Source organism: Sphingobium sp. B2D3C (genome assembly GCF_025961835.1).
Taxonomy (GTDB): Bacteria; Pseudomonadota; Alphaproteobacteria; order Sphingomonadales; family Sphingomonadaceae; genus Sphingobium.
In genome coordinates this window covers 1,572,895-1,587,125 of record NZ_JAOQOK010000001.1, presented here as the reverse complement: position 1 = coordinate 1,587,125, position 14,231 = coordinate 1,572,895, and the positions used below count along the sequence as shown (strand labels likewise).

Annotated in this window: 12 protein-coding genes; 6 read left to right on the top strand and 6 right to left on the bottom strand. The window is 66.3% G+C overall.

The genetic code is table 11. The features are described from left to right. Nucleotides 1-47: 47 nt before the first annotated feature. Nucleotides 48-845 carry an N-acyl amino acid synthase FeeM domain-containing protein gene (locus M2339_RS07340; RefSeq protein WP_264572621.1) on the bottom strand — a complete coding sequence of 266 codons (798 nt, stop codon included), beginning with the start codon at nucleotides 843-845 and terminating at the stop codon, nucleotides 48-50. A gap of 374 nt (nucleotides 846-1,219) precedes the next feature. On the opposite strand from M2339_RS07340, the gene hrpB reads away from it, so the two are divergent. Together hrpB and M2339_RS07330 are read left to right on the top strand one after the other, a co-directional pair. Beyond that, nucleotides 1,220-3,691, top strand: coding sequence for an ATP-dependent helicase HrpB (gene hrpB, locus M2339_RS07335; protein ID WP_264587050.1), 2,472 nt, complete (start codon nucleotides 1,220-1,222; stop codon nucleotides 3,689-3,691). Between the two features lie 125 nt (nucleotides 3,692-3,816). Continuing rightward, nucleotides 3,817-4,095 (top strand): ETC complex I subunit, encoded by a 279-nt coding sequence (locus M2339_RS07330; protein ID WP_181559425.1) that lies wholly within the window; start codon nucleotides 3,817-3,819, stop codon nucleotides 4,093-4,095. Between the two features lie 30 nt (nucleotides 4,096-4,125). On the opposite strand, the gene dmeF is transcribed toward M2339_RS07330, so the two are convergent. The 5 genes from dmeF to purM form a co-directional block, all read right to left on the bottom strand. Beyond that, complete coding sequence (dmeF, locus tag M2339_RS07325; protein ID WP_264587051.1) at nucleotides 4,126-5,109, bottom strand: CDF family Co(II)/Ni(II) efflux transporter DmeF; 984 nt, start codon at nucleotides 5,107-5,109, stop codon at nucleotides 4,126-4,128. A gap of 9 nt (nucleotides 5,110-5,118) precedes the next feature. Continuing rightward, nucleotides 5,119-5,394, bottom strand: coding sequence for a metal/formaldehyde-sensitive transcriptional repressor (locus M2339_RS07320; RefSeq protein WP_264587052.1), 276 nt, complete (start codon nucleotides 5,392-5,394; stop codon nucleotides 5,119-5,121). A 126-nt stretch (nucleotides 5,395-5,520) separates the two neighbouring features. Next, a complete protein-coding gene (locus M2339_RS07315) occupies nucleotides 5,521-6,210 on the bottom strand; it encodes a lamin tail domain-containing protein (protein ID WP_264587053.1) in 690 nt (229 codons plus the stop codon). Nucleotides 6,211-6,415: 205 nt separating this feature from the next. After that, complete coding sequence (gene purN, locus M2339_RS07310; protein ID WP_264587054.1) at nucleotides 6,416-7,378, bottom strand: phosphoribosylglycinamide formyltransferase; 963 nt, start codon at nucleotides 7,376-7,378, stop codon at nucleotides 6,416-6,418. A gap of 28 nt (nucleotides 7,379-7,406) precedes the next feature. Beyond that, the gene (purM, locus tag M2339_RS07305; protein ID WP_264587055.1) at nucleotides 7,407-8,513 is read right to left on the bottom strand and encodes a phosphoribosylformylglycinamidine cyclo-ligase; all 1,107 of its coding nucleotides are present in this window, start codon (nucleotides 8,511-8,513) and stop codon (nucleotides 7,407-7,409) included. A 58-nt stretch (nucleotides 8,514-8,571) separates the two neighbouring features. Between purM and M2339_RS07300 the strand changes: the two genes are divergently transcribed. From M2339_RS07300 to M2339_RS07285, 4 genes are read left to right on the top strand one after another with little or no spacing between them, the layout of a single operon-like run. Continuing rightward, nucleotides 8,572-9,816 (top strand): heavy-metal-associated domain-containing protein, encoded by a 1,245-nt coding sequence (locus M2339_RS07300; protein WP_264587056.1) that lies wholly within the window; start codon nucleotides 8,572-8,574, stop codon nucleotides 9,814-9,816. Then, the gene (locus tag M2339_RS07295) at nucleotides 9,813-10,451 is read left to right on the top strand and encodes a DnaA/Hda family protein (protein WP_264587057.1); all 639 of its coding nucleotides are present in this window, start codon (nucleotides 9,813-9,815) and stop codon (nucleotides 10,449-10,451) included. Before M2339_RS07300 ends, M2339_RS07295 begins: the two co-directional genes overlap by 4 nt. Nucleotides 10,452-10,453: 2 nt before the next feature. Then, entirely contained in the window at nucleotides 10,454-12,604 is a 2,151-nt protein-coding gene (locus M2339_RS07290) for an RNA degradosome polyphosphate kinase (RefSeq protein ID WP_264575970.1), read from the top strand. 16 nt (nucleotides 12,605-12,620) lie between these two features. Continuing rightward, nucleotides 12,621-14,129 (top strand): Ppx/GppA family phosphatase, encoded by a 1,509-nt coding sequence (locus M2339_RS07285; RefSeq protein ID WP_264587058.1) that lies wholly within the window; start codon nucleotides 12,621-12,623, stop codon nucleotides 14,127-14,129. Nucleotides 14,130-14,231 lie beyond the last annotated feature (102 nt).

Sequence of the window (14,231 nt, the reverse complement as noted above, 5' to 3'; positions counted from 1 at the left end):
GCAGCCGTTGATCCCCATTTTCATGCCATGACAGCGAATGATCCCATTCAGGCGGCGCTGCGCCAGAAGGTGCCGCTCATGCCATTGCGGCTGCGCGGTTCTGCGCAACCCGCATCCCTGTCCCACAAGCGCGCGACGCGCCGTGCGACGTCCTGCTCCTCATCGCGCGAGAAGAAATAGGGGTAGAGCGAGCGGCCGATCTTGTCGGCGCGGCCGGCAAAGCGATTGATCTGGTCGGCGACATCGCAGACCTTGAGGCGCATCAGCTGTACCGGTGTATCTTTGGGCCACCAGGAGACGGACTCATCCATCTTCGGCGGGCCAAGCCGGTCGAAACCGAGCATGGCCTCATAATAGCGCACATGGCGTGGATGCACCTCGATCACCAGATCCGTGCAATCGAAGCGCTGCATACCGTAAATGAAGATGACATGAAAAAGCCCCGCAAGGACGGAGGGGGACTTGGTCATCGGGTCGACCGCGAACTTGGTGAGTTCGCAAAGGCGGGCACCGGGCGCCTCGCGCAAGGCATCCAGTTCCATGCGGAACGTCTGATCGGTCGAAAGGCCGGCTGGTGAGTCCACCGTCAAGGTGAGCGTGGCGATTACGGCATCTTCCAGCGCTGCCGTGAAGACGGCCTGGTGATCGCCATTGTCGGGGAGCAGATGCGCCATGCCATAACCGCGCGATCCATACATGCGGTTCAGGAGATCATGCGCCTGCTCGCGCAGGTCCGGCCGATCGGCCAGCCGGACATCGATGGTGCGCAGCCGCTGGCCGCAGGCAGACGGGATACGGCGCACGGACAGCAACCCGCCGTGCGGTTCCGCCAAAGAGGCGGACACAATATGATCATGCACTTGGACGACCCCCAAAAGGCCCAACCGGGCCAGACGAGCTTTCTATTTTTACGAAGCCTTGCGCCTCAGCGAGACCATGGATGGGTTCGAACGGTTAACAGAGCAATACCTCTTCGCGGCAAAGAGGCGGAGCGTTCGGGCGTTGCGGCAAAAGGTAGATAGTTCCGTGACTTAAGTGAACAAGTGCACGGAACTCGAGCCGTGCGGGTGCAATCGCAGGAGCAGATTGCATCCATGGCGGTGGTTAAGCATTAACCATGTTCTCCATCCTCGGATGACGCTGCGGCGGTCAGGCTTTGCTCCTATCCCTTTACGCCGCCAACCTTGGCATTGGCGGCGACGCCGCATAAGCGGATGACGTGACCGCTGCGCACCCCATCCATGAGGTCCTGCCCGACCTGCTCGCCGCCTTGCGCGCAGGACCGAACGCCGTGCTCGTGGCGCCGCCGGGGGCGGGCAAGACGACGAGCGTTGCGCCCGCTCTGCTGGGCGAGCCGTGGGTGGCGGGCGGGCAGATCTGGCTGCTCTCGCCGCGCCGGCTTGCCGCGCGCGCCGCTGCCGAGCGCATGGCCGATCTGGCCGGTGAAAAGCCCGGCGATACCATCGGCTATGCCACTCGGCTGGAGAGCCGCCAATCCGCCCGCACCCGCATCCTCGTCGTGACCGAAGGGATTTTCCGGCGCCGCACTCAGGCCGATCCGGAATTGACCGGCGTCGCCGCCGTGCTGTTCGATGAGGTTCATGAGCGCAGCCTGGAAGGCGATTTCGGGCTGGCCCTCGCGCTCGATGCGCAATCCGGCCTGCGCGAGGATTTGCGCCTGCTCGCCATGTCCGCCACGCTGGATGGTGCGCGCTTTGCCACGCTCATGGCGGTGGGGGGCAAGCCTGCGCCGGTCATCGAGAGCGCGGGCCGGTCTTTCCCCATCGATCTGCGGCATATCGGCCGGGCGGCGGAGCAGCGCATCGAGGATGGCATGGCGGCGGCGATCCGTCGCGCGCTGGCCGAAGAGCCGCAGGGCGATGTTCTGGCCTTCCTCCCCGGTGTCGGCGAGATCGAGCGCACGGCCGAGCGGCTGACGGGCCTCGCTGACAGTATCGTCCTCCATCGCCTGCATGGCTCGCTCGACCCGGCAGCGCAGCGCGCAGCCCTGCGGCCGGCAGCGGCAGGGACGCGCAAGCTGATATTGGCGACCAGCATCGCCGAGACCAGCCTCACCATCGACGGCGTGCGCATCGTGGTCGATTCAGGGCTCGCCCGTCGGCCCCGGCACGATCTTGCCGCCGGCGTCACGCGCCTGGTGACGGAGCGCGCCAGTCAGGCCGCCGTAACCCAGCGTGCCGGCCGCGCGGGTCGCCAGGCGCCGGGCGTGGCCTACCGCTTGTGGGAAGCAGCGGCGACCGCCGGTCTGCCGCCGTTCGATCCGCCCGAAATTCTGGAAAGCGACCTGACCGGCCTGCTCCTCGATTGCGCGGTGTGGGGCGTGACCGACCCGACCACGCTGCGCTGGCTCGATCCGCCACCGGCGGCTGCTTTGGCCGAAGCCGGACGCCGGCTCGAGGCGCTCGGAGCGCTGGATGGGGAGGGGCGGGCGACGCCGCATGGCCGCGCGGTCGCCGATCTGCCGCTGGAGCCGCGCCTCGCGCATATGCTCATTGCCTCGGCTGAGGTGGGGGAGGGCGCTGCGGCGGCTGACGTGGCGGTGCTGCTCACCGAGCGCGGGCTGGGCGGACCATCGGCGGACCTCGCCCGGCGTCATGCGCTCTGGCAGCGCGAGCGGGGGCAGCGGGCCGAAGCGGCGCGTGGCCTTGCCCGCCGCTGGTTGGGGTTGGTCGCGTCTGGCTCGTCGCGAGGCATTATCGACGATGCCGCGCTTGCCCGCTGCCTGATGCGGGCCTTCCCGGACCGCATCGCCCGGCGACGGGATGCCAGCGGCGAACATTGGATCAGCGCGGGCGGGCGCGGCTTCCGGCTCGATCCCGCCGATCCGCTGGCGCGTGCAGACTGGCTGGCGGTGGGCGATATTCAGGGCAGCGCGGCCGGCGCGCGCATCCTCTCCGCACTGGCCGTGCAGGAGGAGGATGTGATGATCGCTGCCGGGCATCGCGTCATGGATCGCCGCACGGTGCGCTGGCGCAAGGATCTGGCTGGTGTGGAGGCACTGCGCGAGCGGCATCTGGGCGCCATCCGCCTCAGCAGTGGGCCGGATGATGCGCCCGAACGGGCCGCCATCATTGCCGCACTGGCGCAGGCGCTGCGCAGCGAGGGACTGGGGATGCTGCCCTGGGGCAAGGCGGCGCAGGCGTTGCGGACACGGGCTGCCTTTGCGGGCGTGGGCGATGAGATCGGCGATGCGGCGCTGCTTGCCGATGCCGAGGAGTGGCTGGAGATGCTGCTCCCGGCCAATGCCCGGCGCTTTTCCGCGATCGACGGTGGCGCGCTGCATGGCCTGCTGAGTCAGCGCCTGGGATGGGATGCCACGCAGCGCATCGAGGCGCTGGCGCCGGCCGAGTTCCGGAGCCCGGCCGGCAGCACCCACGCCATCGACTATGAGGCGCCGGCCGGCCCGACCGTCGAATTGCGGGTGCAGGCGCTCTTTGGCCTGTCGGAACATCCGGTCATCGGGCGCGAGCGCATCCCGCTCGTCTTGTCCCTGACATCGCCGGCGGGTCGCCCCATCCAGACGACGCGGGATCTGCCGGCCTTCTGGAAAGGCAGCTGGGCGGACGTCGCGAAGGAGATGCGCGGGCGCTACCCGCGGCATCCGTGGCCGGATGATCCCGCCGCGGCCAGCGCGACGCTGCGGACCAAGAAGGCTGATGCCCGTCGGTGATCCTGTTCCGGATGACCTTCCGTTCGTGTCGCCACAGTCCCCCAATCATCTTGACAGGGCCCCCCGCTTTGCGCGACGGCGAAAGCGCTCACATGTTGGGCATTTGCACGATGGGGAAAGCACCGATGTCCGCCCGGATCTACCAGATACCCAAGAACGCCATGCAGTCCGGTCGGGCGCGCACCGGCACCTGGATGCTGGAGTTCGCCCCGGCAGAGGCCAAGAAGCCCGATCCGCTGATGGGCTGGGCTGGCTCTGGCGACACGCAGGAGCAGGTCAAGCTGAGCTTCCCCGACGAGGACGCCGCCCGTGCTTATGCCGAGCGCTATGGCATCGCCTATCACGTCGTGAGAACGCCACCCAAGACGTTGAAGATTCAGGCTTACGCCGACAATTTCCGCTAAGGTCTCGGGCCGTCCCGACCGAGGGGACGGCTAGCGCACTTCAATCGTGAGATGCGCGAGCGTGCAGCGTCCGGCCATGCGGCCGCGAATCGTGTCGCTGCTGACCTCCGGTTGCGCGATGACGCTGACGATCGCGGCATGTGCCTGCGGACCAACGCGCCAGACGTGGAGATCGACCACACGCACATCTCCTTGCTCCTCGACCACCGCGCGGACCTTGCCGGCCAGCACCTCGTCGCTGCGGTCGAGCAGCATGGCCGAGGTGTCCCGCATCAGCCCCCAGGCCCAGCGGGCGATGACCAGCGCGCCGACGATGCCCATCAGCGGGTCCATCCATACCCAATCGAGATAGCGCCCGGCCAGCAGGGCGCCGATGGCGAGGACTGAGGTCAGCGCATCCGCCAGCACGTGGAAATAGGCTGAGCGCAGATTATTGTCATGGCCGTGGCTATGCCCATGCTCATGGCCATCATGGTCATGCGCGTCATGGTCATGGCCGGCGTGATGATGATGCACATGGGCATGATCATGTCCATGGCCATGATCATGCCCATGTGCACCGCCCATCAGCACCAGCGCGCTGGCGATGTTCACCAGCAGGCCGATCACCGCCACGAAGGTCGCCTCGCCGAAAGCGACTCTCGTCGGTTCAAACAGGCGCACCGCCGACTCGCTGGCAATCGCCAGCGCGACGAGACCCAGCGCCATGGCGGAGGCGAAGCCTGCCAGATCGCCGACCTTGCCGGTCCCGAAGCTGTAGGCGGGGTCCTGCGCATGTTTGCGCGCATAGCCATAAGCGAATGCGGCGATGGACAGCGCGCCGGCGTGGGTCGCCATGTGGAAGCCATCCGCTAGCAGCGCCATTGATCCGGTCCAGTAGCCAGCGATGATCTCGCCGACCATCGTCACGACGGTCAGCAGAATGACCCAATGGGTGCGCCGGGCATTCTGGTCGTGCGAGGCGCCGAGGAAGTCGTGGCTCGGCGTCTGGCCTTCAATATCGAGTGTCCGCATCACGGGGTCCTACTTCGCGTAGCGGCGGATGACCGCCAGCAGTTCGTCCGCCCCTATCTGGCGTTCGGCATCGCTCAGGCCAGGCCGCGCGACATGCGCCTCCAGATGCTCGGCAATGATTTCATCGAGCAGCCCGTTCACCGCGCCACGCACGGCTGCCACAAGATGCAGGATGTCCGTGCAGCTTTTGTCAGATTCCAGTGCTCGCTCGATGGCATTGACTTGCCCGCCGATGCGCCGAACGCGGGCAAGAAGCTGCGGGTTGATTTCCAACATGTGCGACATAGGAATACCCCCTATGCCTATGTGTCGATACGGTCAAGATGTCCGGGAGCGTGCGCCGGATCTCTTGCGACAAAAACAAACCCCGGCCTCCAAGGAAGCCGGGGTTCGGAGTTTCATAGCGATGGATCAGGCGAAAGCCATCCTGCGGCTGCGCCGTGCGCGCAGGCCGATGAGGCCGAAGCCCGCGATCATCATCGCCCAGGTGGCCGGCTCGGGCACTGCGGCCGTCTGAGTTGCGAAGCGGCCGGGATTGGCGAGGTCGGACTGCGCGCCCGAGGCGTAGGCCGAGCCAAAAGCATCGCCGGTAGCCGAATAGACGAACTGGCTGTTGGTCGCGGTGCCGGTCAGGCTCGCGGGGCGATTGCGCGAGACGCCGGCCGTCGTGCCGGCGGGATAGGTCACGCTGTCAACAAGCGTGGCGAGCGACTGGCTCGCGGAATTATAGATGTTGATCGTGTCGCCATTGCCGAGGTTGGAATTGCCGCCAATCGAGAAGATGCGCACGCTGCTGTCCAGGTTCCAGTAGCTGCGGAAGGCGTCGGCCGTCATCTCGGTGAGGATGATCGATTCGTTGGCGCCCAGCAGGCCGAAGGCATTGCCGAACGTGACTGGATTGTTCGTGTTATCGTCATTGTAGGACCAGCCGGTGATGTCGATGCCGGCACTGCCAATGTTGGTCAGTTCGATGAACTCGCGATTGCCGTCGCTGGCGCCTTTGTACATGAATTCCGTGATCCGAACCTCGGCGTGCGCCGTCACGGGAGCGATGACCGCAGCAGCGGCCAGCAGGATGGTCGAAATCGAAAAGCGCGTCATAAAAATCTCCCCACATGGTTAACGCAGCAGCGCCTATGGGAAGAATTTGACGCCGTGATTGCCGGATCATGAAGGTTTTGCGTCGGTGGTTGGTTAACGCCGCCGATAGTCCCGCTATGACCCACAAGGCCTGATCTGCCGGTGAGACGAAGGTCGGCGACATCGGATTGGATGGCGAACGGGACAGCGCCCTAACTCTCGGGGCCTAGAAGCTGTCCGCGACGGTCATTAGCGAGACGAGGCGCCGTGGAGCCACGGCCCGCCAGCTCTTTTCGAGCCAGCCGCGCACATGCTCCCAGTCCACGCCCGGGCGGTCGAGGCGGATCGCGATCCAGCCGCTCGCGCCATAATAAGCCGGGCGGTAGTAGATGTCGGGGTCGGCCTCGATCAGCGCGGCCATCTCGTCGGCGCCGGAGGTCTTGACCAGCAGCGCCACCGCATCCTCGCCATGGTGGCGCACCGAGACATAAGCGAAGAACTTGCCCGCAGCTTCGCTGCCCACACGCCAGCCTGCCGCGCCATGCGACTCGCGGGCGTGCGTTTCCGGCAAGGCGAGCGCCAGTTGGCCGACGCGGTCGATGAGCCAGTCCGGGTCCATCTCGCGCCCCACATAGCTGGCCAGCATCCGGGGGTAGAGTTGATATTCGGCATAGAGCACGCGCTGGGCGAGCGTGTCGGCAGTATCTTCGGGCAGGATCGCGACCGGGATCTGCCCCAATACCGGGCCGTCGTCCAGCGCCGGCGTGACGAGGTGGACGGTACAGCCGCCATGGCTGTCGCCAGCATCGATGGCCCGCTGATGCGTATCGAGCCCCTTGAACTTGGGTAGCAGAGACGGATGGGTGTTGAGCATCCGCCCGGCCCATTGGCCCACGAAATCGGCGGTGAGGATGCGCATATAGCCGCACAGCGCCACATAGTCGGCGCCGGATGCCCGCAGCGCGTCGAGCATGATCGCCTCATGGGCCTCGCGGCTCATGCCCTTGTGGCTGTGGGCAAAGGTGGCCACGCCCTCGGCCGCCGCGACGGTCAGCCCGCGCGCTCCCGGCTTGTTGGAGGCGACGAGCACGATCTCATAGGGGCAGTCCGGCAGGCGCGAGGCATAGAGGAGCGACGTCATCGTCGTCCCCGTGCCGGAGAGCATCACCGCGATTTTGGCCTTGGACACGTCAGTTCCCCCAATCCGTTCGGGCGTCTTACCCCAGATGGACCGCGTTCCAGTCTGCCATGGCGCACCACGTCTCTTGCGAGCCGCGCACGGTGCAGCCCTTCTCGCCGGCGCGAATCTCGCCGATGCGGTGGACGGTCTCGCCCGCCTCGCGCAACGCCGCGCTCACCGCGTCGACATCGTCTGGTGCCACGACCACGGCCATGCCGATGCCGCAATTGAACGTGCGCGCCATCTCGCCCGGCTCGATATTGCCCTGCGCCTGCAGGAACGCCATCAGCCGCGGCTGCGCCCAAAGGTCCGCATCGATATGCGCGTGCAGGCCGGCGGGCAGAATCCGCGGGATGTTCTCCAGCAGGCCGCCACCTGTGATATGCGCCATCGCATGGACGAGGCCCTTGCGGACCAGTGGCAGCAGCGGCTTCACATAGATCCGGGTCGGGGCCATCAGCGCATCGATGAGCAGCACTTCCTGATCGAACAGGGCAGGGCGATCCAGCTTCCAGCCCTTGTCCGCCGCCAGGCGCCGCACCAGCGAATAGCCGTTGGAGTGGACGCCCGAGGAGGCGAGGCCCAGAATCACGTCGCCCTCGGCCACCTTGTCGGCGGTCAGCACTTCGTTGCGCTCGACCGCGCCGACGCAGAAGCCGGCGAGATCATAATCGCCATCAGCGTACATGCCGGGCATTTCCGCCGTCTCGCCGCCGATCAGTGCGCACCCGGCCTGCTTGCATCCCTCCGCGATTCCCGCGATCACACGCTCCGCAACGCCGTTGTCGAGGCGCCCCGTGGCAAAATAATCGAGGAAGAAGAGCGGCTCTGCGCCCTGCACGATGAGGTCGTTGGCGCACATCGCCACCAGATCGATGCCCACCGTGTCATGCTTGCCGCTATCGATGGCGAGCTTCAACTTGGTGCCGACGCCGTCATTCGCCGCAACGAGCAGCGGATCGGTAAAGCCCGCGGCCTTCAGGTCGAAGAAGCCGCCGAATCCACCCAGATCGGCATCCGCCCCCGGTCGCCGCGTCGCGCGGGCGAGCGGAGCAATGGCGCGAACGAGCGCATTTCCGGCGGCAATGTCCACGCCGGCCTGCGCATAGGTGTAGCCCTCGGGCTGGTTGTGCTTGGAGTCCATGCGTGGCCCTTACCAAATCGGGCTTGGTTTTCCAGAACAATGCCGCCAAAAGGGCGCCGTGACGCTCTCTCTGCCATCCTTGCGCCCCATTCACTTCGTGTTCGCGCTGGTTCTGGCGGCCTTTGCGGCTGTGCTGGTCGCGCAGATCGAGGGTGAGCGGGGCATTGCGCCGCTGGCCTCTCAGGGCGATTTCGAGGTGAAGGATATCCGCGTCGATGTCGCCGGGCCGAATGCCGATGCGGCGCGGGCGACCGGTTGGCGGCTTGCTCAGCGCCTCGCCTGGCAATCGCTGTGGAAGCGTACGCATGGCGGCAACGGCCCTGCGCTTGGCGACGGTGTGCTGGACGGGCTGGTGTCCGGCATCGAGGTGCAGCAGGAGCAGATCGGCCCCAATCGTTATATCGCCACGCTCTCGGTGATGTTCGATCGAGCTAGGGCCGGGCAGGCGCTTGGCGTTTCCGGGCAGATTCGCCGCTCGCCGCCGCTGCTGGTGATCCCGGTTCTCTGGGATTCCGGCACGCCGATGACGTTCGAGCGGGTGACGCCCTGGCAGAAGGCATGGGCGGAATTCCGCATTTCCGACAGCCCGATCGATTATGTGCGCACCGCCGGCGATGGCCCCGATTCCCTGCTGCTCAATCCCGGTCAGATCGGCCGGCGCGGGCGCAACTGGTGGCGTATCCTCCTCGATCTTTATGGCGCGGCGGATGTGATCATGCCGATCGCGCGGATCGAGCGCAGCTTTCCCGGCGGGCCGATCACCGGCCATTTCAGCGCGCGCTATGGGCCGGACAATAATTTCATCGGGGATTTCACCCTGCGCGCCGCCACGCCTGCCGATCTGCCCAAGATGATGAGCGACGCCGTCGCGCGCATCGACCAGCTTTACGCGGGCGCCCTGGCGGACGGCACGTTGCGGCTCGACCCCTCGCTGGTCATCGAGGAGCCGGTCAACGCGGTCGAGATCGAGAATGCGGTTGGGCTGGAGGCGATCCTCGGTGTCCTGCCGGCTGATACGCCCGGTGCCGCCTCGTTCAGCGTTCAGATCGAGACGCCTACCACGGCCTCAGTCGGGGAAGCGCAGGCGATGCTGCGGGGTATTCCGGGGGTCAGCGCGGCCTCGACCTCAAGCCTGGCACTCGGCGGCACGTCGGTCATGCAGGTCGGCTTCAGCGGCACGATCGAGCAATTGCGCGCGCAGCTTGAAGGACGGGGATATTCGGTCGCCGTATCTGGCAACACGCTGCGGATCGCCCGTCGGAGCGCAAGTCCACCAGCCGGCGGAGGCGGGGGCGGGCAATGACCCAGTTGCCGCTGCCCATCGGCTGGTCGCGGCATGGCGGAGCGGAAAGTCTGCTGGTCCACGATGCCAATGCCGACGCGCTCGCGTTGATACGCGACTGGCAGCGCTGGCCCTCGCCCTGCACATTGCTCGTCGGCCCATCCCGGTCCGGCCGTTCGCTCATTGCCGAGGTGTTTCTGCGCGAAAGCGGTGGCGTGCTGGTCGATGATGCCGACCGCGCCGATGAGACCCACCTGTTCCACCTCTGGAACGAGGCCCGCGATTCGGGCCGGCCGCTGTTGATGGTCGCCAGAGAGGCGCCGCCGACATGGACGATTGCGCTGCCCGATCTGCGCACGCGCCTCGCCACCGCCGCCGTCGCGCGTATCCTCCCGCCGGATGAAGCCGTTACCGCGGCGCTGATCGCCCATGGACTGGAGCGGGCCGGCTCTGCCTTCGCCCCGGACCTCCCGGATTTTCTCGCCCGCCGCACCGCACGCTGTTATGCCGCGATCGATGGCGTCGTGGCCGAGCTGAACGCGCTGTCGCTGGCGCGTGGGCAGAAACTCTCGGTTGCGCTGGCGCGGCAAGCGCTCCGTAACAATGCGCTGCTAGACGGGGCGGATGAGACCGCACCGCATGAGGGAACCCACTGACCGTGTCTGAAGCCGATCCCACTTCTTCGATCACGGGCGCGGGCGCCGCAAACGGGGCGCGCTACTTCAACCGGGAGCTGTCCTGGCTCAATTTCAATCAGCGCGTACTGGAGGAAGCCTGCAATCCGGCGCATCCGCTGCTGGAGCGGCTGCGCTTTCTCTCCATCTCCGGCAGCAACCTCGATGAGTTTTTCATGGTCCGGGTGGCCGGCCTCAAGGGCCAGCAGCTCCAGGGCGTCGAAATGCGCTCGGTCGATGGGCTGACCCCGGCCCAGCAGTTGGAGGCGATCGGCGACCGGGCCGAGGCGCTCATGTCCGCCCAGCAGGTCGTCTGGCATGATCTTCATGCCGCGCTGCGCAGCGCGCATATCAGCGTGATCGGCCCCGAGCCGGTGGATGCGCGCGCGGATAGCTGGATGCGCCAGCATTTCCTCGAGCAGATCTTCCCCATCCTCACGCCCCAGGCGCTCGATCCCGCCCACCCGTTCCCGTTCATCCCCAATAAGGGCCTCAGCCTGTTCTTCGACCTTCTGCGCGAATCGGACAAGGAAGTGGTGCAGGAGCTGGTGATTTTGCCGGCCACGCTGCCGCGCTTCATTCGCGTGCCGGGCAAGAACGCGCGCTACATCGCCATTGAGGCGCTGGTGCGGCGCTATTCGGCCTTGCTCTTCCCCGGCTTCATCGTGCGAGACAGCGGCCTGTTCCGCATCCTGCGCGATAGCGACATCGAGATCGAGGAAGAGGCCGAGGATCTCGTCCGCTATTATCGAAGCGCCATCAAGCAGCGCCGGCGCGGCCGGATCATCCGCGTGGAAATCGAAAGCGGCGTGGCCGAGCCGGTCGAGACCAAGCTGCAGACGATGATGCAGGGCCATGAGGCCATGGTCGTGGATATCGATGGCTTCATGGGCATTGCCGATCTGGCCGAGGTGGTCGAGGAAGACCGGCCGGACCTCAAATTCCCGGCTTACGCCCCGCGCTTCCCCGAGCGCATCCGCGAATATGGCGGCGATTGCTTCGCTGCGATTCGTGCCAAGGACATCGTCGTCCACCACCCTTATGAGAGTTTCGATGTCGTCATCGCCTTCCTCAAACAGGCGGCGGACGATCCCGATGTGGTGGCGATCAAGCAGACGCTCTACCGTGCCGGCAAGCAGAGCGCGATCATCCGCGCGCTGATCGACGCGGCGGAGGCAGGCAAGTCCGTCACCGCCGTCGTCGAGCTGAAGGCGCGGTTCGATGAGGAGCAGAACCTGCTCTGGGCCGCGCAACTGGAGCGCGCCGGCGTGCAGGTCGTCTATGGCTTTATCGACTGGAAGACCCACGCCAAGATTTCCATGGTCGTGCGGCGCGAGGGCAACGGCTTTCGCACCTACTGCCATTTCGGTACCGGCAATTATCACCCGATCACCGCGCGCATCTACACGGACCTGTCCTTCTTCACGGCCGATCCCCGGGCCGGGCGCGATGCCGCCGCCGTGTTCAATTACATCACCGGCTATGTCGAGCCGCAGCATATGGAGATGATCACGCTCTCGCCGCTGCACATGCGCGACAAGCTCGCGGCGCTGATCGAGGCGGAAATCGAGCATGCTCGCGCCGGCCGTCCCGCGACCATCTGGGCGAAGATGAACAGCCTGGTGGACCCCGCGATCATCGAGCAGCTTTATGCCGCCAGCAATGCGGGCGTGAAGGTGGAACTGATCGTGCGCGGCATCTGTTGCCTGCGGCCCGGCGTACCGGGCATGTCAGAGAATATCTCGGTCAAGTCGGTGATTGGGCGGTTCCTGGAACACAGCCGCATTTGGGCCTTTGGCAATGGCAAGTCCCTGCCCAACAATAGCGCCAGGCTGTTCATCAGCTCGGCGGACTGGATGCCACGCAATTTCGACCGGCGGGTTGAGTATATGCTGCCGATCGAGAACCCGACCGTCCATGATCAGGTGCTCGATCAGGTGCTGGTGGCCAATCTGCTCGATGATGAGCAGAGCTGGGCGCTGGGCAGCGATGGCAGCTACACACGCCTCAAGCCGGGGAAGAAGCCGTTCAACCTGCATCATTATTTCATGACCAATCCGTCCCTCTCCGGTCGCGGTGCCTCGCGGCGCTCCGCCCGCGCGGTGCCAAAGCTCTCGCTCTCCGAGCGTGGCTGAGGGGAGGGGTTAGGCCATGACCCTGCTGGATCGCACGACGCGCCGCTCGATGAAGGCGACGCTCAACGGGCCGCATTTCCGCCGCACGGCGATTATCGACATCGGCTCCAACAGCGTCCGCCTCGTCGTTTATGACGGGCCACGGCGCATTCCCTTCGTGCTGTTCAACGAGAAGGTGCTGGCGGGCCTGGGCGCGGAGATCGGCACATCCGGGCGGATCGGCGCGGCGGCGATGGAGCGCGGGCTGGTGGCGCTGGAGCGCTTTGCCCGGCTGTGCGTGGAGATGGAGGTGGACCAGATCACCTGCGTCGCCACCGCCGCCGTGCGCGATGCGTCCAACCGCGATACATTCATCGAACGCGCGGCGGAGATCGGCCTCGAGGTCCGCGTGCTGAGCGGTCAGGAGGAGGGGCTGGCCTCTGCGCACGGGCTGCTCTCCGGCATGCCGCGTGCGGACGGGATCATGGGCGATCTGGGCGGCGGCAGTCTCGAACTGGTGCGCGTGCGGCCCGAGGGCGTGGAGATGCCCGTTTCCCTGCCGCTCGGCATTTTTCGGATCGGTGACGTCCGCGCGCGGGGACGCAAGGGGCTGGTCCAGCATCTCGATGGGCTGCTCAAGGCGCAAGGCCTCGGCGACATCGAGCAGGGCCTGCCCTTCTATCTGATCGGCGGAAGCTGGCGCGCGCTGGCGCGGCTGGACATGCACCTCACCAATTATTCGCTGCCGATCCTGCATCATTACGAAATGACGCCGGATCGCCCGGCCGAACTGCTCAAATGGCTGGAAAACGCGCAGAAGGCGGACCTCAAGGCGGTCGGCGTCTCCAGCGCGCGTTTTCCCACGCTGCCGGATGCCGCGCATCTGCTGTGCGCGGTGGTGGAACGGCTGCGCTCGGCCCATCTCACCGTCTCGGCTTTCGGGCTGCGGGAAGGGCTGCTCTACGAGAGCTTGCCGACCGACATGGCGAATCAGGACCCGCTCCTGATCGCCGCCCGCATCGAGGGTGAGGCGCAGGGGCGCTTTGTGGGCCATGGCGACACGATCAGTGGCTGGATCGCGCCGTTGTTCCACGATGATCCGCCGGAATGGGCGCGCATCCGCTTTGCGGCCTGTCTGCTGGCGGATGTCGGCTGGCGTGCCAATCCGGAGTTTCGCGCCGAACGCGGCATGGAATTCGCCCTGCAGGGTAATTGGGTCGGCGTGGATGCCGCCGAGCGCGCCGCGCTGGGGCAGGCGCTTCATGCGAATTTCGGTGGCGGCACCAACATTCCCGCGCTGCTCGCGGGCCTTGCCCCCGAGCCGCTGCTGCGCCGCGCGATCCAGTGGGGCCTTGCCATCCGCCTGTGCCAGCGCCTGTCCGGCGGCGCGGAAGGCCCGCTGGACGGCTCCTCGCTCGACGTGCGCGACGGCACGGTCATCCTGCGCCTCGACCCGGAACATGCGGCACTCGCCGGCGAATCCATCGACCGCCGCCTGCGCCAGCTCGGCCAGGCCATGGGCATGGGCTATCTGCTCGACGCGTGATGGGCGGCAGTCCAGCCTGTGGGCAGACGTAAGGACGACCGAATTGGTGGTTCCAGGCGATTTCTGGAGGATTTAATTGGCGAGCTCGGCGGGGGAGCGGAA